At 62.1% G+C, this 20750-nt stretch carries 15 protein-coding genes and 2 pseudogenes; 9 read left to right on the plus strand and 8 right to left on the minus strand.

Annotated elements, in window-relative coordinates:
• From AYM40_RS00915 to AYM40_RS00925, 3 genes are all read right to left on the minus strand, one after another.
• On the minus strand, nt 1–522 hold the full coding sequence (locus AYM40_RS00915) for a YbaK/EbsC family protein (protein WP_063494565.1): 522 nt from the start codon (nt 520–522) through the stop codon (nt 1–3).
• Nucleotides 523–552: 30 nt separating this feature from the next.
• Nucleotides 553–1479 (minus strand): hydroxymethylglutaryl-CoA lyase, encoded by a 927-nt coding sequence (locus tag AYM40_RS00920; RefSeq protein WP_063494566.1) that lies wholly within the window; start codon nt 1477–1479, stop codon nt 553–555.
• A 152-nt stretch (nt 1480–1631) separates the two neighbouring features.
• Nucleotides 1632–2573, minus strand: a complete 942-nt coding sequence (locus AYM40_RS00925) for a 2-hydroxyacid dehydrogenase (protein WP_063494567.1) — start codon at nt 2571–2573, stop codon at nt 1632–1634.
• Between the two features lie 240 nt (nt 2574–2813).
• Between AYM40_RS00925 and AYM40_RS37870 the strand changes: the two are divergent.
• A pseudogene (locus tag AYM40_RS37870) lies at nt 2814–2994 on the plus strand (alpha/beta hydrolase); the annotation flags it as partial.
• A 127-nt stretch (nt 2995–3121) separates the two neighbouring features.
• Here AYM40_RS37870 and AYM40_RS00935 read toward each other — a convergent pair.
• A pseudogene (locus AYM40_RS00935) lies at nt 3122–3876 on the minus strand (biotin synthase BioB).
• Between the two features lie 103 nt (nt 3877–3979).
• Between AYM40_RS00935 and AYM40_RS43205 the strand changes: the two are divergent.
• The 8 genes from AYM40_RS43205 (at nt 3980) to AYM40_RS00975 (ending at nt 15240) form a co-directional block, all read left to right on the plus strand.
• Nucleotides 3980–4111, plus strand: coding sequence for a hypothetical protein (locus AYM40_RS43205; protein WP_256390470.1), 132 nt, complete (start codon nt 3980–3982; stop codon nt 4109–4111).
• 398 nt (nt 4112–4509) lie between these two features.
• A complete protein-coding gene (locus AYM40_RS00940; RefSeq protein ID WP_063494569.1) occupies nt 4510–6675 on the plus strand; it encodes an iron-containing redox enzyme family protein in 2166 nt (721 codons plus the stop codon).
• Between the two features lie 37 nt (nt 6676–6712).
• On the plus strand, nt 6713–8554 hold the full coding sequence (locus AYM40_RS00945; RefSeq protein WP_063494570.1) for a carbamoyltransferase: 1842 nt from the start codon (nt 6713–6715) through the stop codon (nt 8552–8554).
• A 293-nt stretch (nt 8555–8847) separates the two neighbouring features.
• Nucleotides 8848–9942, plus strand: coding sequence for an SGNH/GDSL hydrolase family protein (locus AYM40_RS00955; RefSeq protein WP_063494572.1), 1095 nt, complete (start codon nt 8848–8850; stop codon nt 9940–9942).
• Nucleotides 9943–10208: 266 nt separating this feature from the next.
• Nucleotides 10209–11762, plus strand: a complete 1554-nt coding sequence (locus AYM40_RS00960; protein ID WP_082854903.1) for a carbamoyltransferase C-terminal domain-containing protein — start codon at nt 10209–10211, stop codon at nt 11760–11762.
• Between the two features lie 71 nt (nt 11763–11833).
• Nucleotides 11834–13183 carry an ATP-grasp domain-containing protein gene (locus tag AYM40_RS00965; RefSeq protein ID WP_063494574.1) on the plus strand — a complete coding sequence of 450 codons (1350 nt, stop codon included), beginning with the start codon at nt 11834–11836 and terminating at the stop codon, nt 13181–13183.
• Between the two features lie 23 nt (nt 13184–13206).
• A complete protein-coding gene (locus tag AYM40_RS00970; protein ID WP_063494575.1) occupies nt 13207–14409 on the plus strand; it encodes a hypothetical protein in 1203 nt (400 codons plus the stop codon).
• 75 nt (nt 14410–14484) lie between these two features.
• Nucleotides 14485–15240: an alpha/beta fold hydrolase gene (locus AYM40_RS00975; protein ID WP_063494576.1), complete on the plus strand. Its 756-nt coding sequence runs from the start codon at nt 14485–14487 to the stop codon at nt 15238–15240.
• 118 nt (nt 15241–15358) lie between these two features.
• Here the strand turns inward: AYM40_RS00975 and bioB are convergent, their stop codons facing one another.
• Genes bioB through bioA form a run of 4 tightly spaced genes read right to left on the minus strand, consistent with a single transcriptional unit; the run spans nt 15359 to nt 19728 of the window.
• Entirely contained in the window at nt 15359–16444 is a 1086-nt protein-coding gene (gene bioB, locus AYM40_RS00980) for a biotin synthase BioB (RefSeq protein ID WP_063494577.1), read from the minus strand.
• Nucleotides 16445–16478: 34 nt separating this feature from the next.
• Nucleotides 16479–17198 (minus strand): dethiobiotin synthase, encoded by a 720-nt coding sequence (gene bioD, locus AYM40_RS00985; protein WP_063494578.1) that lies wholly within the window; start codon nt 17196–17198, stop codon nt 16479–16481.
• A complete protein-coding gene (bioF, locus tag AYM40_RS00990) occupies nt 17195–18379 on the minus strand; it encodes an 8-amino-7-oxononanoate synthase (protein WP_063494579.1) in 1185 nt (394 codons plus the stop codon). Before bioF ends, bioD begins: the two co-directional genes overlap by 4 nt.
• The gene (bioA, locus tag AYM40_RS00995; protein WP_063494580.1) at nt 18379–19728 is read right to left on the minus strand and encodes an adenosylmethionine--8-amino-7-oxononanoate transaminase; all 1350 of its coding nucleotides are present in this window, start codon (nt 19726–19728) and stop codon (nt 18379–18381) included. The genes bioF and bioA overlap by 1 nt, the downstream gene beginning before the upstream one ends.
• Nucleotides 19729–20750 lie beyond the last annotated feature (1022 nt).

Here is a 20750-nt window from a genome sequence, read left to right on the forward strand (position 1 = left end):
TCACGCCGTCTCGCGCAGCGCCACGTCGATCACCGGGGCGCCCGTCAGCGCAATCAGCTCTTGCGCCGTCAGATTGAACACTGCATGCGGATGACCCGCGGCGGCCCACAGGCTGTCGAGTTCCAGCAGATCGGCATCGATCAGCGTGACCGGATCCGTGGCGTGGCCGATCGGGCACACGCCGCCGATCGCATAACCGGTTTTCTCGCGGACGAACTTCGCATCCGCACGGCCGATCTCGCCGACTTGCGCCGCGACCTTCTTTTCGTCGACGCGATTTGCGCCGCTCGCGATCACCAGTACCGGTGCGTCGTCTTCGCGGCGGCGAAACAGGATCGACTTGGCGATCTGAGCAACCGAACAGCCGAGGCCGGCGGCGGCTTCGGCGGAAGTCTTGCCGGTTTCCGGCAGCATTACGATCCGGCCCGCGTGGCCGCGTTCACGCAACAACTGCGCGACGCGGCGCGCCGAGTCAGGCAACGCGGCGAGATCGTCGGATTCGAGAGAAACTTGGTCCGTCATTGTTTCAGGGTCCTCAAGGATGAGCAGGCGTCAAACGCAGCTGGCTTGTTCGCTGCGCGCTTTGGCGAGCAGTGCCTTGCCGGCGCGCGAGACGTTCGGCTTGCCGATCGACGTCGAAATGAAATCGCCAATCGCGACGACTTGCGCGAGGTCGATACCGGTTTCGATGCCGAGACCGTTCATCAGATACAGCACGTCTTCGGTCGCGACATTGCCGGTTGCGCCCTTTGCATACGGGCAGCCGCCGAGACCTGACACTGAAGCGTGATAGATCTCGATGCCTTCATGCAACGCGGCGTAGATGTTCGCGAGCGCCTGGCCGTAGGTGTCGTGGAAGTGTCCCGACAGACGTTCACGCGGGAACGCTTTCGTGACCGCTTCGAACACTTCGCGCGTGCGCTTCGGCGTGCCGACGCCGATCGTATCGGCGATATCGATCTCGTCGCAGCCAAGCGCCGCGAAACGTTCGACCACATCGACCACCGATGCCACCGGCACTTCGCCTTGATACGGACAACCGAGCGCACACGACACGCTGCCGCGAATTCGCACGCCATGATCCTTCGCCGCCTGCGCGACCGGCGCGAATCGATCGATGCTTTCCGCGATGCTGCAGTTGATGTTCTTCTGCGAGAACGCTTCGCTGGCGGCGCCGAAGATCACGATCTCGTCCGCGCGCGCGGCGAGCGCGCCTTCGAAACCGCGCAGGTTCGGCGTCAGCACCGAGTAGATCGTACCCGCCCGGCGCTCGATGCCGGCCATCACGTCGGCGCCGTCGGCCATTTGCGGCACCCATTTCGGCGAGACGAACGAGGCCGCTTCGACATTACGGAAACCCGCCGCCGACAAGCGGTTGATCAACTCGATCTTGATCGCGGTGGGGACGAATTCTTTCTCGTTCTGCAGTCCGTCACGCGGACCGACTTCGACGATTTTGACGTGTTGGGGCAAGGCCATGATGTGTCTCCTGTGTTGACCGGAGTTTGCGCTTTAGCGCGTTACTCCGGTCCCATGCAATGAGCCCGCGCGTGGCGGCGCTTCTTCAGTTGTTCGGTTGGATCCGGTGGCGTTCAAAATCCGCACGCGATAGGTGTGTTCAGTATCCACGTTCAGTATCCGCGCTCAATATCGACCACGCCGCTCACGGTTTCGCCGCGCATCAGCGCCGCCATTTTTCGTGCGACCTGCGCGACGCTCTCTTCGCGCAAGGTGAGCGCGGACATGTGCGGCGTAATTGTGATGCGCGGCTCCCTCCAGAACAGATGATCGGGCGGCAACGGCTCTTCGCGGAACACGTCCAGCGTCGCGGCGGCGAGCTGGCCGCTTGCGAGCGCTTCGAGCAGGTCCTGTTCGACCAGATGCCCGCCGCGTGCGACGTTGATCAGATACGCACCCTTCGCGAGCTTCGCGAAGGTGCGCTGGTTCAACACGTCGCCCGTATCCGGCGTATGCGGCAGCAGATTCACCAGCACCTTCACGCCGTCGAGAAATGCATCGAACTGCGCTTCACCGGCGAAGGCCGTGATGCCGTCGATTTGCCGCGCATTGCGGCTATAGCCGCGCACCGGCATGCCGAACGACGCGACCGTTTGCGCGACCTGCGCGCCGAGTACGCCGAGGCCGAGCACGCCAACCGTGAAGGTCTCGCGTGGGTGCGGATCGAGCACTTCCCAGCGGCGTTCGTTTTGCAGCGTCTGGTATTCGTCGAAACGGCGCAGGTAGCGCAGCACGGCATGCGTCACATATTCGGCCATCTGCGAGGCCATGCCGGTGTCTTCGAGCCGGATCAACTGCGCGTTGCGCGGCAACGTACCGGGTTGCTCGTGTTCGAGCGCGAGGATCGCATCGACGCCCGCGCCGAGATTGAAGATCGCGCGCAGATTGTCGCGGCCGGCCAGCATCTCACGCGGCGGGCGCCACACGACCGCGAAATCGGCAGGGTCGATGTCGCCGGTCTGCCATTCGCGCAGTTCGGCTTCCGGCAGCGCGCGGGCGAAGTCGTGAAGCCACGCGGCGGCGTCGGCATGCGGCATGTAGAAGAGGATTTTCATACGGTCCGGAAGGCGCGTGCGTTGTCGAGTCCGATGGCGGGAAAGGCCCGGTAGAACGGCTGCAACGCCTGCGGCGCTTCAGACGACGCTTGCGGCATGGTGCCTCCTCCTTTTATGGACAGGCTTCATTCTACTTTTTCGAGGCGAATCGCGCGCGTTTGCGCACTGGCATGCTGTTTTGGCTTGGGCCTCTGGCCCGCCCCGGACGTCGCAGTCTGGGCGAAGTCGCTGCACGATTTGCTCGCGCAGCGTTTCGGCAGCGCGTTCGTCAATCTTGGCGATGCGGGACACATCAACACCGCGGCGGGATTCGGCCCTTGGCCGCGTGCCGGGTATTTCATCGACACGTTGGTGCATTGCGCGGCGCCGCTGCGCTTTCGCGAGGAGGCGTTCGAGGGTCGCGCAGCATGCGTTCGTTTGAGTGGGTTTGAGTGCTTCACCCGGCGCTTGGGCGTCGAGCGCCGGGCAAGTGATCGCGTGACCAGACGGATGGCCGAGCGCCCAATTGAGCGCGTGTTTTATCACGCGCGCTTGGTACGCCTGGCTCTTTAGTTCGGCGCGGCGTGCTTATCACAGCCATGCTCGCAGCCGCTCTGATCCAGCGGCATCTGCTGCGCCGCTTCCGCGCGAATGCCTAGGCGTTCGAGCAGCTTGCGGTCCGCTTCGGCTTGCGGATTACTGGTGGTCAGCAACTGGTCGCCGTAGAAAATCGAGTTTGCGTTGCAGGCGCTGTGTTTCCTGGCTGGCGCCGGTCCTGATACGTGCGCGTCGAAATGATCTGGCCATAGAACTCCGGCGACGTATCGAGGTTGTGGTTGTAGTAATCGAGGCCCGCTTCGCGCAGACCTTGCGCCTGATGCGTTTCCAGCATGCCGAGCGTCACGCAGGTTTCGAGACCCATCGCCTTCACGCCGCGGATCATGTCCTTGATCGGCTCGAGGTGGCGGTCCTTCGGATTGCGCCACGCCGCTCCCATGCAAAAGCGCGTCGCGCCGTTTTCCTTGGCGACCTTGGCGGCGGCCAATACTTCATCGACCGGCATCAGCTTGTCGGCCTGCAGGCCCGTGTCGTGATGCACCGACTGCGGACAGTACGCGCAATCTTCTTCACAGCCGCCGGTCTTGATCGACAGCAGCGTCGACAGTTGCACCGTGTTCGCGTCGAAGTGTTCGCGGTGGGTTTGCTGCGCGCGGAACATCAGGTCGTTGAACGGCAGTTCGTACAACGCGACGATGTCGGCGACGCGCCATTTGGCCACCGGCTTGGCGTCTCCTGCGGCGTGGTTGGATTCATAAAAATTGATTCATAGATATCGGATAAGTCTGAAATCTATCCTGTCGATTCCCCTGGTATTGGATGTTTCTATTTTATCTGATGATCAATCAAACCTTTGTTGGGCTTTCTTTATGACGTCGCTGTACGTCAAGCATCCATTTCACCTGTCGCTGCACGTGCTTAAGGTTTTCGTGGATGTTCTGTTTGGCGTGGTGGTGCAAGGAGAAGGGATTTTCTGTTACGACGACGGAGAAAAGACGTGAATGTTCGAGAGCAGCTTGTGGGTCATCCAGAGCACTTCGCCGATAGCGAATTTTTTCGATCCGATAGTCGACTGAACGCAGCGGGCACTCCCCACGTGGCGCCACGGCAGCATGTGACTGATGTTCCCGCGGAAAGTGTTAATACCGCTTTTAGTGAGGGCGACGAATTCTGCGCTAGTCATCCCTTCAGCGGGTTTGCTGCATTTATGGATTGATTGTATTGAGGGCGGTAGAGGATCACCGGTTCGGTGAGGAGGGCTCCCACCTTTGAATTGAATGGTGTCGGCGTACTCCCATTTCAAAAAGCGCCCATAAGACCCGGACGGTTTTCGTCGTCCCGTGAATGCCCAGTAAAAAATTAACAATCGGGTCGTATTCGGTTTTCGACGGGTGGGAACATGATGGTCGCACGGCTCTATTATCGCATTATGAATCTGGAGGAGGCGCATATCGACGTGCGCCGTGCAGCAAAAGCATATATCGAATCGCTTTTTGCGGATGACGATGCGGCGCTGCAATCCGGTTCTCGAGACACAGCATTTCCGTGCGTGGATGTCAGCGATCTGGTCGCGCGACTGAACGCGCTCGCTGAACACTGGAAGTCCGATGAACTGGCCCGCCATCCGGTCGCGTGCACCTCTGCTACTGTGCGTTTCGTCGCAGCGCAATATGCGCCAGTGGGACTCGCGCCGGGCTGCGCGCTGCAGAACGTGGTGCACGCAGCAAACTGTCACGAGCCGGTGCCCGCGCACGCGCACGCTGCACACCTGTGGCATGTCGGCGATTTTTCCCCGGCGCGCAATCATGCTTGCCTGTACCGTCAGTTGCTCGAACATACCGGTCAGTATCTGCCGACGATCGATTCGCCGATGTTCGCGGAGCAGGCCGGATTGCTGCCGACATCGCCGGAGCTCGCGGCTTGCTGGCTGGCGTTGTCGCTGAGCCCCGGCGCGTATGGTCCGGAAATTCTCGGCGCGGCGCTGTTTGAGTTGCAGGTCGCGGTTTCCCCGGTCGTCGAGGCCTTGCTGCGCACCAGCGACATCACACGCGGACACCCGTACCTGACGGCGCGGCATGACGCATGTAGGCAGGCCGCGCAACGCCACATCGAGCAGGCGATTGGTGGGATGCTCGGCGAGCCGGGCATCGACTCGTCGACCACGGCGGCGCGCATCGAACGCGGACACCGCATGTCGATGCATCTGCAAGGCGCCTGGCACGCCGCGATCGCTCGCCACGTGCGCGAGCTTCTGCTCGATCCGACGGTCGCCATGGTCGAACTGATCCGCCGAAAATCCCGCTTCGCGGCGGGCTACCACAGTCGGCTCACGCTCGCCGACCGCCCATTCGACGACTACGTGGTGCAGGATCCCGAGCATTTTGTCCGCGATCTTGCACACTCGCGCTGGATCGTGCGCGGCCATCCCGAACAGAGCCTGTTGCTGACCAGGCTAGTCGCATTCGGCGGCCCGATGTTTCGTGTGTTTTCTAATAAAGAACTTGATGTGATGCGCGCTTGGATTGCATCGCTGCCTGCCGGCGCATCGGCAGGACCCTCCACGAATAACTCGTGGGTTACAACATCAGCACCATCCGTCCCGTCTGTGCCGAGCGAGCATCGCGTTGCCGAACCCGCGACGCATACTCGCACCGAAGCGGAACCCGTGCGCGCCGCGAGCGGCAACGTGGGGCCGCGCGAGCTATATCACCGGCTGCTCAACCACGAGAACAACCCGACCGTCTTCGACTACGCCGGCGCATTTGCGGAAACGTGGCTGGCGCGTGCAGTCGAGGTCGCCGAGCGCGGTCCGGACGCGCTGCCATTCGCGGACTACACGCATGAACGCCTGCGGCATTGGTTCGAAGACCGGGCGCTGCGTCAGACGCAGTCGTATGCAGGCCCCGGACAGAACATCGACAAGCCGCGCGAGCAGGTGATCGAGGAGGCCGTACAGCTCTGCCCGATGATCTTTATCGACGGCGGCTGGGTGCAGCGTTGGACCAACGCCGGGTATGTGGAGACCGGCATTGGCACGCTGCTGTACAAGATATTTTCTGACGAGATCGGCAACGGCGACACGCAACTTAATCATCCGAACATCTATCGCGACTTGATGCGGCAGATGGGTATCGAACTGCCGGATTTCAGGAGCCGCGCATTCGCAATGAGCGAGCTGTTCAGCGACGCTGCTTTCGAAGTGCCAGCGTTCTGGCTGTCGATCTCTCAGTTTCCGCGCCGCTTTCTGCCGGAAACGCTCGGGCTGAATCTGGCGATGGAGCTGTCGGGCGTCGGAGGTGCGTACCGCACCGCGCGCGACGAACTTCGCCACTACCAGTTCGATACCCGCTTCGTCGATCTGCACAACACGATCGACAACGCCTCCACCGGACACTCCGCCATGGCGCTGCAAGCGATCGAAGTATATATGGACGCAGCGCTGGCCATGGCCAGCCCGGCAGCATCACGCACGCAGTGGCGACGCGTATGGACCGGCTTCCGTGCGCTCGCAATTCCTCGACGCAGCTGGAAGGAAGTGTTCGCGAAACCGACTTACACCGTTTGACGATTCACGCGCCGCACATTGAAAAAGGGATCTGAGAGTGAGTTCATATGTCATTGGCGTTTCGTTCGGTTATCACGATAGCGCGGCTGCGATAGTCCGCGACGGCGAGATCGTCGCTGCGGTGCAGGAGGAGCGCTTCACGCGGGTCCGGCACGATCCGGGCTTTCCCCTGAACGCGCTGCGCTACTGTTTGCGTGAGGCCGGCGTCACGCTAGCGGATGTCTCCGCGATCTTCTACTACGAGAATCCGGTCAAGAAGCTTGGTCGCATCGTGTCGACCTACTTCGCCTTCGGTACGCGCGGTTTCGGGGCGTTCATTTCGGACGTGCCGGACTGGCTTACCGGCAAGGTGTTCGTCAAACAGCTGATTCGCCGGGAACTGGAGAGCGGCTTTGGGGTGTCCGCGTGTATACCGGCGGTCCATTACATCGATCACCATATGTCGCATGCATCGGCGGCGTTCTTCCCCGGTCCGTTCTCGGAGGCAGCCGTGCTGTGCGTGGATGGCGTCGGCGAATGGGCGACCACCAGCGCGTGGGTCGGCGAGCGGAACACACTGCACCCGGTCTGGGAGATCCGTTTTCCCCACTCGCTTGGCCTTTTGTACTCGGCGATGACCTACTTCTGTGGCTTCAAGGTCGATTCGGGCGAATACAAGTTGATGGGACTCGCGCCGTATGGTACGCCGGTCTACTACGACACGATCCTCGACAACCTGATCGACTTGAAGCCGGACGGTAGCTTCTGGCTGAACATGAAGTACTTCGACTACGCGGTCGGCAACTGCATGATCACCGACGAGTTCGCGACGCTATTCGGCGGACCCCGCCGCGAAGCCGAGAGCCGCATCACGAAGCGTGAGTTTGACCTCGCCGCGTCGGTGCAGCGCGTGCTCGAGGAAGCGATGCTGCGCATCGGCCGCACGATGCGCAAGCAGACGGGCCAGCGCAATCTGTGTCTTGCGGGCGGCGTCGCGCTGAATTGCGTCGCGAACGGCAGGCTGCTCGAGGCGCGGGTCTTCGACCGAATCTGGGTGCAGCCCGCCGCCGGCGATGCAGGCGGCGCGCTTGGCGCGGCGCTCGCGGGCTGGCACGTGCAGATGGGGCACGCTCGCACGCTCGGAACGACGGACCGGATGAAAGCGACGCTGCTCGGCACGTCGTATAGCAATACGGAGATCGAGGTCGTGCTCACCGGCCATCGTGCGGTGTTCGAGCGGCTCTCCGATGAAGCTCTGCCGGCTCATGTTGCTGGGCTTCTCGCGGAAGGCAATGTGGTCGGTTGGTTTCAGGGTCGCATGGAATTTGGGCCGCGCGCACTGGGCGCGCGCTCGATTCTTGGTGATCCGCGCAACCAGACCATGCAAAGCGTGATGAACCTCAAAATCAAGAACCGCGAGTCGTTCCGGCCGTTCGCGCCGGCGGTGCTCGAGGAACACGCGCAGGAGTGGTTCAGACTGGACAGCGCGAGCCCGTACATGCTGTTCGTCGTCGATGTCCAGCCCACGCATCGCAAGCCGGTCAGCGCGTCGCAGCAAACGCTGACCGGCATCGAACTGCTGAACTGCACGCGCTCGTCGATTCCCGCCGTTACGCACGTCGATTTCTCGGCGCGCGTGCAGACGGTCGGCAAGGAAGCGAATCCGCGCTTCAGGCAGCTTCTCGAAGCGTTCCATCAACAGACGAACTGTCCAGTCCTCGTCAACACGTCGTTCAACGTGCGCGGGGAGCCGATCGTCGAGACGCCGTCGAATGCCTATCTCTGCTTCATGCGCACCCAGATGGATTACCTCGTGGTGGGCAACTACGTGCTGCGCAAGGCCAATCAGCCGGAACTGGCGGAGGAGGGCGACTGGCGCACCGAATTCGCACTCGACTGAACCGGGGCGATGTCGCCCTGCATCGACACACTTTTATTCATCGGGACGTCCATGAAAATGGTCTTCAGATTTGCGTTGCTTGCTGTTCTCACGTTGTCGTTTTTCATCTTCGTCGTTCCGTTCGGTGCATGTGCGCGGCTCGTCTCGGACAAGCTTCGTTTGCGCAGGCACGAACGGGCGTCAACCTACTTTCATCTGTCTCCGACCGCCCGGATGAACGGTGGGCGCCTTCACCGGGGCAGCGTGGAGCAGTTCACGAGCCGCAATTCCTGACGTCGAGACGAGGAGGCTGAATGGACAGGCGCGCATTGACGCACGATGAGGCAGTTCGTGAGGTGTACCGATTGACGCCGCAGATCCGCGAGTATGACCAGTTCATGTATCTTGGCGTGCGCTGGTTGCCGTATACGATGTTCTTTCATCATAAGAACTACCGGTCCGACGTGATTAACACGGACGATCAGGGCTTCCGGCTCAGCACATTTGGCGACGCCCGCGACGTGAGCGTGGTTAACCCGCCGAAGGGGCGACCGGTCAACCTGCTGGTCGGTGGCTCGACCGCGCTGGGCACGGGCGCGACGGCAGATTCGCATACGGTCGCCTCACGGCTCGCGGCGTGGACCGGCGAGCCATGGCTGAATTTCAGCGGGCGCGGCTATAACGCGGTCCAGGAGGTGTTGATGTACATGATGCATCAGCACCGCTTCGAGAAAATTAATCACGTCGTGGTGCTGAGCGGCATCAATACACTCGCGCTCGAAGGGCAGCCCGACGAACTCGCCACCGACCACGGACGTTACTACTACTCGTTCGAGTACCCGCACTACATGAACCGGTACAACGACGACCTGAAACGGCGCGCGCGAACTTACGCGTCGGCGCTGGACGGCCGTGAGAAGAGCTTCATCTCCCGATATATCAACCGGTTTCTGTCGGAGGACAACCCTGCGGACGTCGTGATCACCGACGACGGTACCGACACCGATGCGCGGGTCAAGCGCGCGGCCTGGGTCGTGTCGAACGCGATGAAGCAGTGGCAGCAGTTACTGACCGGAACGGGCGCGAAGCTGAGTTTCGTGCTGCAACCGATGTCGTTCTGGACCCGTGATCACCTGGCGTTGGACGAGGCGGCAATATTTCACGCGATCGACAGTTGTCCGAATAACTTCTGGCGACTGTTTGCGGGGATCCTCGGCAAAGAGATTCATGCCCCGTTTGCCGACGGCATACGCGAGGTCTGCGAGAAGCGGAAGATCGGTTTCGCGGACATGAACGTGCTACTGCGCGACTCGCCGGTCATCGACGACTACCTGTTTGTCGACCGTGTTCATTTCAACGACAAGGGCTACGACGAGGTGGCGCGCCTGATCGCCGACAAGATGCTTTAACGACTTGCCTAAAGTGGCAACTGGAGGAATTCATGAAACCGCAGACGAAGAAAGCTGGCCCGCTCGCGATCATCGCCGCGTTGTTCCGCAAGCTGTTCCGGAAGAAAAAGAAGAAGCAGGAGAGTTCGATCTATCCGCTTCGCTGAGGCATAGAACAAGCGGCCGAGGTGCCTCCGCAACCGACGGGGCGCCGCGATGTTCATTTCATCTGGGGACGGTGAGCGCCCCATGTCAATAAGGACAGGAGTTTCGTGAAGATCTTTTCTATGAAGCCGGGCCATGATGGCGCCATCGCGCTGGTGGATGCTGCGAGCGGCAAGCTGGAATGGTCGTTCGAACCGGAGAAGGACAGCTTTCCGCGCTACGAGGTGTTCAATCCGTCGCAGTTCGTGTTTGCTGCCGAGCAGCTTGGCGCGATGCCGGACGTATTTGCCGTGAGTGGCTGGGGCAAGGGCTCGATGGCCGCGAACGCGCCCATCGGTGCCGGCTACTACGGACACGGCAGCGGAGCGGTCCAACATCACCGCACGACGATGTTCGGCGCGAACGTGAACTATTTCACCAGCAGCCATGAACGCTCGCACATCTGGTGCACGTATGGCCTGTCGCCTTTCGAGCAGGGCAAGCCGTGCTATGTGCTCGCATGGGAAGGCGCGCTCGGCGACTTCTATCGGGTCGACGAAAAGCTGGACGTGCATCACGTCGGTCGAGTGATGGTTACGCCGGGCAACAAGTACGCATTTCTGTACGCGCTCGCGGACCCCACGTTCACGCTGCCGAAAGGCAAGCTACGCAACGAGGACCCGGGCAAACTGATGGCGCTGTGCGCGTACGGGGAATCCGGCGAAATGACGCCCGACGAGCGCGAGATCACCGATTTTCTGCTGAAGCGCGACAGCATCCTCGCGACGCTGTCGAAGGACGATCTAAGCGAATCGAAGTATCACAACATCGGTTTGCAGCATCCGGATTTCACCCGGCTCGCGAAGCGTTACTCCGATGAGATCTTCAACCACTTCTATCAGTACGCAAAAGAGCATCTGACGGATGGCTATCCGCTGTTGATTTCCGGAGGATGCGGGCTCAACTGTGACTGGAACACGATGTGGCGCAACAGCGGACTGTTCGAGGACGTATTTGTACCGCCGTGTACGAACGACACGGGCTCTGCGATCGGCACCGCGGTCGACGCGATGCGGGAGTTCACGGGCCGCGCGAAGCTCGAGTGGACCGTCTATAGCGACCGTGCCTTCATTGACGATCAGCCGGACATGCCGGACGTGGACACCTATCCGCTGGATCTGGAGTGCGTCGCCGGCTTTCTCGCACAGGACAACATCGTCGCTTGGACCCAGGGACGGTGCGAGATCGGCCCGCGCGCACTCGGCAACCGCTCGATTCTCGCCGCGCCTTTCGCGCGCTCGACATGCGATCGCCTGAACCACATCAAGAAGCGCGAAGGGTTCCGTCCTGTAGCGCCAATCTGCATGGAGGAAGAGGTGTCGCGTCATTTCGACTGGGCCGGTCCTTCGCCGCACATGCTGTATTTCCAAAAAGTGCGTAATCGCGAACTAGCTGCGATCACGCACGTCGACGGCACCGCGCGCGTGCAGACCGTGAACGCGCAGCAGAACCCACGGATGCACGCGCTGCTCACGCAGTTCCGTGCTCAGACCGGCTCGGGCGTGCTGTGCAACACGTCGCTGAACTTCAACGGCACTGGTTTCATCAACCGCACGAGCGACCTCTACCAGTACTGCAAAACCACGGGGATCGACGGCTTCGTCTACGACGACCGGTTCTGCGTGATCCGCAAGTAAGCTCCCACCGGGCCGCCAGAGGGTCGCCCGCCGAATTCCCGAATCGTATACCCCTGAGACATTCCGCAACCATGACCAAGAAGATTCTCTACGTCTATGCGCCGGCTGGGCCGCCGCTCGATTACTTCTTCCCGAAAGTCGCGAGCCGCGGCGACGTGCACACCTGCATCGTCAGCAAGCCATCCGCCTACAACCTCGAGATTCTGTGCAAGCACAGCACCACGCTGCACGATTTCAGTGGGCTGCGGCCGGACGACGGTTTCGCGCGTGTCGCCGAAATCGCGCATGCACTGAAGCCGGACGTCGTGTTCACGTTTTCCGAGTTCCTGCTGAAGTCCGTGTCGGAGCTCGCGGCGCAGTTGGGCGTGCGCGGCGTAGGCCCGAATATCGACCTCGCGCGCAACAAAATACTGATGCGCAAGCGCTGGCAGGAAGCGGGCGTGCCGCAGCCGGCGTTCCGCGCGATCCGGCGGCGCGACGATCTGCATCGGGTCGCGGAATTGCGCTTCCCGGTGCTCGTCAAGCTCGCCTATGGCGCAGGTTCGATCGGCCAGCAGATCATCCACGGCATGCATGAACTCGACAGCGCCGTCGCGCGTCTGCTAGAGGCCACCGAGGCGGCGCGTCGCGCCGGAAAGCATGAGTTCTCGGAGCAGTCTGGCTTTCCGCAACTGGTCGCGGAGGAGATCATCGAGTCGACTACCGAGTCGTGGTACGCCGAGGACGGATACGGCGATTATCTGAGCGTCGAGGGGCTGGTGCGCGACGGCGAGTATTTCCCGCTTGCGATGACGGGCCGTCTGCGCACCATCGAGCCGTTCACCGAACTGGGCAACGTAGCGCCGTGTGTGCTGAGTCGCGAGAAGAAGGAGCAGATCGTCGCGCTGGTCCGGACTGCGATCGATGCGCTCGGTTTCGAGAACTGCGCGACGCACACCGAGATGAAGCTGATGGCGAACGGCGGCGTGTCGTTCCTCGAAACTGCTGCGCGGATGGGCGGCGTCGCGATCGCAAAGGAAGTGGCTGAGGTGTTCGGCATCGACTACATCAACCTGTTCCTCGATGTGATGCTTGGCGAGCGGGCGCCGATTCCTTCGTTCGAGCAGAACCCGCCGCGCTGCGCGGCGGCGTCAGTGGCGCTGGTCGGCTGCGACAGCAATGGCACCCCGTGGCGTGGCGCGAAGACCTTTGAGCCAGCACAGGTGGACTGGCGCGCGCTCGTCGACGAGCGCGCCAACGTGGGGATAGAAGCCGCTCAGTCGGTGGAACCGGGCAGCCGCATGATGCCCTACGACGGTGCAGGCGGATTGCTGAACTATGCCGGGCAGGCGTTCCTCGTCAGCGCCACGCCGGCCGATCTGAAGCGTGCGGCCTATAGCCTGATCGACGGGCTCGAGGCGCGTTTGCCCGACCACGCGTGAGCACCGAGCGGAGACTGCACACAATGAACCCGACCCCCCCGAGAGTCAGCCTGCTGCTCTGGATTGTCAATCTTTCGTCCATCGCGGCGAGCGTCTTCAGTTATGTCTATCTGTCGTACAGTGCGTATCAGAAGACCGGCTCGATGTTGCTGTCCGAGGCGGTTCTGCTGGCGCCGATGGTGATTCCGGTCTTGCTGTGCTTTGTCATCAACGCGGCGGCTGGCCGGCGCTCGCCGAAGGCTATCCTCGTCTGGTTCAATTTCGCGGGCATGCTGGTCGCGGCGGCGACCTACGCGCTGGTCGACCGCTTTGTCGCTGCGGCGGTTGCCGGCACGCTGGTGATCGGTTTCCTTGATGCGACGCAGCGGATCGCGCGAACCGTCGCGATCAAACGCTATTTCTCGAACGACGACATTCGCTATGCGTTACCGATCACGCTGACCGCGCAGTTCATCGCCGGCGCGATTGCGGGTGTCGCGTTGTCGTTGTACAAGAGCGAGATCACGTCGACGATGGCCGGAGCGATCACGATCGCGGCATACGGTCTAGGCACACTGGCAGCGGTGTTGCTGCCCCGCGCGCCGGCCCAGCCCGCCCCCGCCGCGTCGGCCGGCGCTTTCGGCACGCTCGTGCAAGTGCTGCGGACTTCGCCCGCGTTGCAGCGTCACTTTATCGCGTTCATCCTGCTGGTGTCGGTCTACCAGGGTTTCTTCAACGTGTCGCGGGTGACGCTGCCAATCTCGGTGCTTGGCCTGTCGCAGACCCATGTCGGCTATCTGCAGATTATCAGCGCGACGTCAGCTCTGATCGCTGCATTGATGTTTGCGTTTGCGAGCCGGCGTGGCGTCACGCTCGGCAAGGTGGCCATGTTCGCGATGAACGTGATCTGTCTCGGCGCGATGGCGGGATCGGCGGCGTTCCGGGACGTGACGGTCAGCTACACACTCTACTTCGTCTACATGTTTTTCTGGGAGGTGCTGTTCTTCAAGCATCAGGCGGACGTCGTCGCGGCGACACCGCCCGAGCATATGGCGCTCGTCGCTACGTTCCAGTATGCGAGCGTCTATCTTGGGATGATCGTCGCTGGATTCGCGGGCAGCTGGGTCGCGCAGGGGTACGGTCTGTTCGTCGCAGCGCTCGCGTTCGTCGTGTTCTACGTGGCGAGCATGACATGGAACGCCATGCGAGACATCAGCGCTGTGCGCGAATCGGCTTATGGCCGCTGAAACAGACCTCCATCGTTCGGTTCAGGCCGGCGTTGCCGGAGACATCGCTGCATGTCCATTACCAGGTGAAACACCATGAATAAAGCTATGCCGCTGGTCATGATCCACGGCCTGTTCGGGTCACAAAGCTTCTATGCACCGAGCCGGCGCATTGTCGCCGTCGATGTTCATACACCCGATCTGATCGGCTACGGCGCGCTGAAAGACAGCGCGGTTGAGCCGATCACGCTGGCCGGCCAAGCGGCGCATGTGATCCGCTATGTGCACGAGCACGTCGGCGCACCGAGCATCCTGCTCGGACACAGTGTCGGCGGCGCGGTCGCGATGCTCGCCGCCGCGTCCGCGCCCGACCTTGTGTGCGGGGTGATTAATGTCGAAGGCAATTTCACGCTCGACGACGCATTCTGGTGCCGGAAAATCGCCGGTCTCGACGCCGCCGCGTGGCAAGCGGAGCACATGCGCCTCGTCGCCGATCCGGAGGGCTGGCTGAAGAACGGTGGTATTGCCGTCACGCCGCAGCGTCTCGAGTGGGCGCGCACCGCACTCGCGAACCAACCGCGCGAAACGATTCAGGCGATGGCGCGCGCGGTGGTGGCGGAAACCGGCGCACCCGATTTCCTTTCGCACATTCGCATGGTCGTCGAACGGGGCACTCCCCTCTTCATGCTCGCCGGCGAACGGTCGGCGTCCGGATGGGACGCGCCGGACTGGGCGCGCGCTGCGGCGCGCTCCTACGTGGTCCAGCCGGATGTCGGCCACATGATGATGCTCGAGGAGCCCGATGGGTTTTGCCGGATCGTCGGCGGGATGGTCGCCCAGATCGCGGCCTGACCGGTGGCGTCATGTCACGAAGTTAATCTTTGCTTGGAAGTAAAAAGGCCACCTCCGAAACGAGGTGACCTTTTTTATTGCGCGCGTTTCATCACGCGTGCCGGGTACGCGTCGCTTTTTAGTTCGGCGCAGCGTGCTTGTCACAGCCGTGCTCGCAGCCGCTCTGATCCAGCGGCATCTGCTGCGCCGCTTCCGCGCGAATGCCGAGGCGTTCGAGCAGCTTGCGGTCCGCTTCGGCTTGCGGATTACTGGTGGTCAGCAACTGGTCGCCGTAGAAAATCGAGTTTGCGCCAGCCAGGAAACACAGCGCCTGCAACGCTTCGTCCATCTGCTCGCGGCCGGCCGACAGACGCACCATCGCGCGCGGCATCGTGATGCGTGCAACCGCAATCGTACGGACGAATTCGAACGGATCGATCGCTTCGGTGCCGGTCAGCGGCGTGCCTTCTACCTGCACCAGGTTGTTGATGGGCACCGATTCCGGATACGGCTCCATGTTCGCCAGTTGCGCGATCAGGCCGGCGCGCTCACGGCGCGATTCGCCCAGACCGACAATCCCGCCGCAGCATACGTTGATGCCCGCATCGCGCACGCGTTCCAGGGTGTCGAGACGGTCCTGATACGTGCGCGTCGAAATGATCTGGCCATAGAACTCCGGCGACGTATCGAGGTTGTGGTTGTAGTAATCGAGGCCCGCTTCGCGCAGACCTTGCGCCTGATGCGTTTCCAGCATGCCGAGCGTCACGCAGGTTTCGAGACCCATCGCCTTCACGCCGCGGATCATGTCCTTGATCGGCTCGAGGTGGCGGTCCTTCGGATTGCGCCACGCCGCTCCCATGCAAAAGCGCGTCGCGCCGTTTTCCTTGGCGACCTTGGCGGCGGCCAATACTTCATCGACCGGCATCAGCTTGTCGGCCTGCAGGCCCGTGTCGTGATGCACCGACTGCGGACAGTACGCGCAATCTTCTTCACAGCCGCCGGTCTTGATCGACAGCAGCGTCGACAGTTGCACCGTGTTCGCGTCGAAGTGTTCGCGGTGGGTTTGCTGCGCGCGGAACATCAGGTCGTTGAACGGCAGTTCGTACAACGCGACGATGTCGGCGACGCGCCATTTGGCCACCGGCTTGGCGCCTGCGGCGGCGTTGTTGGCGTGGTTCGAGGCGGCCGCGTCGGCTGGCGTCGGAGCGATGTTCAATTGCGTCATGTCGTCAATCCTCATGGATGGATGTAATGGGTTTTCAGCGCTGCGCGTGGCGCAGCGTCTGCAGGAGTCGGTTGATGTTGAGTTGATCCGCCGCGAGCTCGGGCGAAGCCGGGTTCAAATGCGGCACGATGCCGAGCAAGGGCGCGTCGTATTCGCGCGCGAGATGCTCTCGAATCGAGGCGATGTTTTCATCGGGGAACGTCATGTCCGGATCGACGCGATTCGCCACCCAGCCGGCAAGCGTCAGCCCTCGCGCGGCGATCGCTTCGGCGGTGAGTAACGCGTGACTGATGCAACCGAGACGCATGCCAACCACCAGCACGACCGGCAGTTTCAGCGCGACGGCGAGATCGGCCGTGTCTTGCGTGGTGGTCAGCGGCACGCGAAAACCGCCGACCCCTTCGACCACGACGATCTCCGCTTGCTGCAAAGCCTGCGCATGACAATCGACGATGTGGTCGATATCGAACGTTACGTTTTCCAGCGCGGCGACGATATGCGGCGCGGCGGGTTCTTTCAGCAGGTACGGCGTGCGAATCGCCGGCGGCAGCAGGACGCTCGACGCGGCGTCGAGTTGATCCGCGTCTTCGTTATGCAACACGCCGTTCACTTCGAACGCGCCCGCGGCGATCGGCTTCATCGCGGCGGCTTGCAGGCCTTCGCGAACGAAGCCACGCAGAAGCGCTGCGGACACGAACGTCTTGCCGATTTCCGTATCGGTGCCGGTGACGAATAGCGACAGCGCCCGACTCATGCCGCCTTCGCCCCGAGTTGTTGCAAGCCCGCTTCGAGCCGGTCCAGATCCGCTTGCGCATGCGCGGCGGAAAGCGAAATGCGCAGCCGCGACGTACCCGCGGGCACGGTCGGCGGACGGATAGCCGGCACCCAGAGACCCGCGCGATCGAGCGTGGCCGCGATATCGAGCGTGGCCTCGTTCGAGCCGATGATCAGCGGCTGCACGGCGGTGTGTGAATCGACCGGCAGCCACGGCGTGGCTTTTAGCATCGCGCGCGTGCGTTCGATCAGTTGCTGGAGATGGGCGCGCCGCGCGTCACCTTCTTCGCCGCCGATGATCCGCAGACTCGCCGACACCGCATGCGCCGCAGCGGGCGCCGAAGCGGTCGTGAAGATATACGGCCGGGCGCGCTGCACGAGCCATTCGATCACGGTTTCATGCGCGACGACGAATGCGCCCGATACACCCGCCGCCTTACCGAGCGTGCCGATCGAAATCAGGTTCGGCGAGCGCAATGCGGCTTCTGCAACTGCGCCGCGGCCTTGCGGACCGAGCACGCCGAAACCGTGCGCATCGTCGACGATCAGCCATGCGCCATGCCGTTCCGCGAGTTCGAGCAAACGCGCGAGAGGCGCGATATCGCCGTCCATGCTGAACACGGTATCGGAGACGATGACTTTGACCTCGGCGTTCGACGCGTCGAGCATCGCGCTCAAGGCTTCCATATCGCAGTGCGGATAGATCTGCACGTCGGCTCGCGACAGGCGCGCACCGTCGATCAGCGACGCGTGATTCAGCGCATCGGAGAAGAGCGTCGTGCCGCGGCCCGCGAGCGCGGTGAGCGTCGCGAGATTCGCCATGTAGCCGGTGCTGAAGTAGAGCGCCCGTGCATTGTCGACGAAGCCACCGACGAATTCGGCCAGATCGTCTTCGAGCTGTGCATGCGCGCGCGAGTGGCCGCCGAGCAGATGCGAACCGCCGCTGCCCGCGCCATAACGCTGCGCGCCTTCGGCGATCGCCGCGATCAGTTGCGGATGCGCGGCGAGACCGAGATAGTCGTTACTGGCGAAGCCGATGATTGCGCGGCCGTCGACCGTCATGTGCGCGGCGCACGGCGTGTCGGCAGTACGGCGACGACGGCGCAGACCGCGCTCGTCGATGTCCTTGAGGCCTTCGGTGAGGGTGTCGAGCAGGTGCATTAGCGGGTCTCCGCGAGCGTTGCTTCGAAGGTTTCGCGCGTGCGCGAGGCAAGCAGCGCGATTTCTTCGTCGTCCAGGATGTAGGGGGGCATCAGATACACCGTCGTCGAAATCGGACGCAGCAACAGTTCACGCTGCAACGCGTTTTCGAAGAAGCGGCGCGAAAATGTTTTGGCTTGCTGAGCGTCGTCGATCACTGCGTCGAATGCGAAGATCGTGCCGCACTGACGTAGATTGCGCACCTGCTTGTGCTCGGCGAGCGGCGCGAGTGCGGCCTTCAGCTTTGCGGATTTTTGCGCGTTGACGGCGAGTACGTTGTCGCTTGCGAAGAGATCGAGCGTGGCGAGCGCCGCGCGGCATGCGAGCGGATTGCCCGTGTACGAATGCGAGTGCAGGAAGCCGCGCGCGATATCGTCGTGATAGAAGGCCTCAAAAATTTCATCGCGCGACAGCACGATCGAGAGCGGCAGATAGCCGCCGCTGATCCCTTTCGACAGACACAGGAAGTCCGGCCAGATGCCGGCTTGTTCGCACGCGAAGAAGGTGCCGGTGCGTCCGCAACCGACTGCGATTTCATCGGCGATCAGATGCACGCCGTACTGATCGCACAGCGCACGCAGGCCGGCGATATACGACGGATCGTGCATTGCCATGCCGGCCGCGCATTGCACCAGCGGCTCGACGATCAGCGCGGCGATTTTCGTGGCGCGCGCTTCGAACAGCGAGCGAACCTGATCGAGCGCGTGGCGTGCGACGTCGGCTGCTGTTTCGCCGGCTTGCGCGAGCCGAGCATCGGGCGATGCGACGACATGCGCGTGGCGGATCAGCGGGTCGTAGGCATCTTTGAAGAGCGCGACATCGGTGACGCCGAGCGCGCCGATGGTTTCGCCGTGATAGCTGTTGGCGATGCAGACGAATTCCTGCTTGTCGGCGAAGCCGCGATTGCGCCACGAGTGGAAGCTCATCTTCAGCGCGATTTCAACGGCGGATGCACCATCGGATGCGAAGAACGCGTGGCCGAGCGTGTTGCCGGTGAGGGCGCTGAGGCGCTCCGCGAGTTCGATGGCGGGCTCGTGCGTGCAGCCGGCGAGCATCGCGTGTTCGAGCGTATCGAGCTGGTCTTTCAGTGCCGTGTTGATGCGGGGGTTGGCGTGGCCGAACAGGTTGACCCACCAGGAGCTGATCGCGTCCAGATAGCGGTTGTTCGCGCGGTCATAGAGCCACGCGCCTTGACCGCGCGCGACCGACACGAGGGGCAGGCGCTCGTGGTGCTTCATCTGGGTGCAGGGGTGCCAGACGGCACGCAGGCTGCGGGTGATCCAGTCTTCAGGGGATGCTGACTTTTCCAAAGGGTGCTCCGGGGTGCTTTTTTGCCGTTGCACGGCTGGCTTTTTTAGGGCCCTTTCATTCGTGGTGCGGGTTTTTCTTTGCGCTGCGCGCGGCCTTGAAATGGCGTGCGGGGTCGAGATTAGCGGTTTATTTCGTGCTGTGCACTAGGGGCGAGAGTTGGGTTTTTGCCTGCGGCGCTGGGGTTTGGTGCTGTTGGATGCAGGTGGTTTAAGTTTCGTTCTGAAGGTTGCTAATCGGCGGAGTTGGCGACGACAAAGTAGTTGGACCTTATGGGCGGGAATTGGGGGTTTAAGGTGGGGTTTGCCTCCGGCGGTGTGTGGTTTGGGGTTTTTGCCTGCTCGGCGGGATTTGTCTGGGGTTTTGTGGTGGTGGCCTTTTCTTGATCTGTTTGTTTGCTCGGCGCTTTGTTGTCTGTTTGCTTACGGCGTTGGCCTTTCCTTGAATTGATATTGGTTTATTAGCGTTCGCCCCTGTGCGGGGCAGGCACTCACTTTCTTTGCCGCCGCAAAGAAAGTAAGCAAAGAAAGCGGCTCAAACCGCTAATGCTAAGCGGGCGCCGTGGTCTGCAAAGGGTAGTGGTGCATCTGGAATCGGTGTTCGCGCACCCTCAAGCGTCAGTGACAAGGGCGTCATACTTCCGGCGGCGCTGCGCGCGCCGAAGAGTACTTCACAAAACCGACCACTACGTTTCCGCACTTGCATTTTTTGCACGGAACCTGTTTCGCTGCCGATACTGAAACCGCGCTGCACCCCGTTTCATCCGGTCTGCGAGTTTGCACTTTCATTCACTTGCGAAACTCGTCGTTGGGACACTTGGGCACCTCGCTGAGGCGAAGCCGATAGCCCCCACAGACTCGAACTGAAGCCCCTGGGTTTCCCATGCAGACCCGTCCGCGACGCACGCAGTGCGGAGTGGGAGCTGATGACACCCTAGTCACTCAGGCGGGAAGGTGCGAGGGCCCGGATTCCAGATGCACCACTACCCCGTGCAGACCACGGTGCCCACTTAGCATTAGCGGTT

The organism is Paraburkholderia phytofirmans OLGA172 (assembly GCF_001634365.1).
Taxonomy (GTDB): domain Bacteria; phylum Pseudomonadota; class Gammaproteobacteria; order Burkholderiales; family Burkholderiaceae; genus Paraburkholderia.

Excerpts from the sequence above, each read along its gene's own strand:
- AYM40_RS00915 (WP_063494565.1), bottom strand. The coding sequence starts at position 522 with ATGACGGACCAAGTTTCTCTCGAATCCGACGATCTCGCCGCGTTGCCT.
- AYM40_RS00920 (WP_063494566.1), bottom strand. The coding sequence starts at position 1,479 with ATGGCCTTGCCCCAACACGTCAAAATCGTCGAAGTCGGTCCGCGTGAC.
- AYM40_RS00925 (WP_063494567.1), bottom strand. The coding sequence starts at position 2,573 with ATGAAAATCCTCTTCTACATGCCGCATGCCGACGCCGCCGCGTGGCTT.
- AYM40_RS43205 (WP_256390470.1), top strand. The coding sequence starts at position 3,980 with ATGACGTCGCTGTACGTCAAGCATCCATTTCACCTGTCGCTGCACGTG.
- AYM40_RS00940 (WP_063494569.1), top strand. The coding sequence starts at position 4,510 with ATGATGGTCGCACGGCTCTATTATCGCATTATGAATCTGGAGGAGGCG.
- AYM40_RS00955 (WP_063494572.1), top strand. The coding sequence starts at position 8,848 with ATGGACAGGCGCGCATTGACGCACGATGAGGCAGTTCGTGAGGTGTAC.
- AYM40_RS00960 (WP_082854903.1), top strand. The coding sequence starts at position 10,209 with ATGAAGCCGGGCCATGATGGCGCCATCGCGCTGGTGGATGCTGCGAGC.
- AYM40_RS00965 (WP_063494574.1), top strand. The coding sequence starts at position 11,834 with ATGACCAAGAAGATTCTCTACGTCTATGCGCCGGCTGGGCCGCCGCTC.
- AYM40_RS00970 (WP_063494575.1), top strand. The coding sequence starts at position 13,207 with ATGAACCCGACCCCCCCGAGAGTCAGCCTGCTGCTCTGGATTGTCAAT.
- AYM40_RS00975 (WP_063494576.1), top strand. The coding sequence starts at position 14,485 with ATGAATAAAGCTATGCCGCTGGTCATGATCCACGGCCTGTTCGGGTCA.
- bioB (WP_063494577.1), bottom strand. The coding sequence starts at position 16,444 with ATGACGCAATTGAACATCGCTCCGACGCCAGCCGACGCGGCCGCCTCG.
- bioD (WP_063494578.1), bottom strand. The coding sequence starts at position 17,198 with ATGAGTCGGGCGCTGTCGCTATTCGTCACCGGCACCGATACGGAAATC.
- bioF (WP_063494579.1), bottom strand. The coding sequence starts at position 18,379 with ATGCACCTGCTCGACACCCTCACCGAAGGCCTCAAGGACATCGACGAG.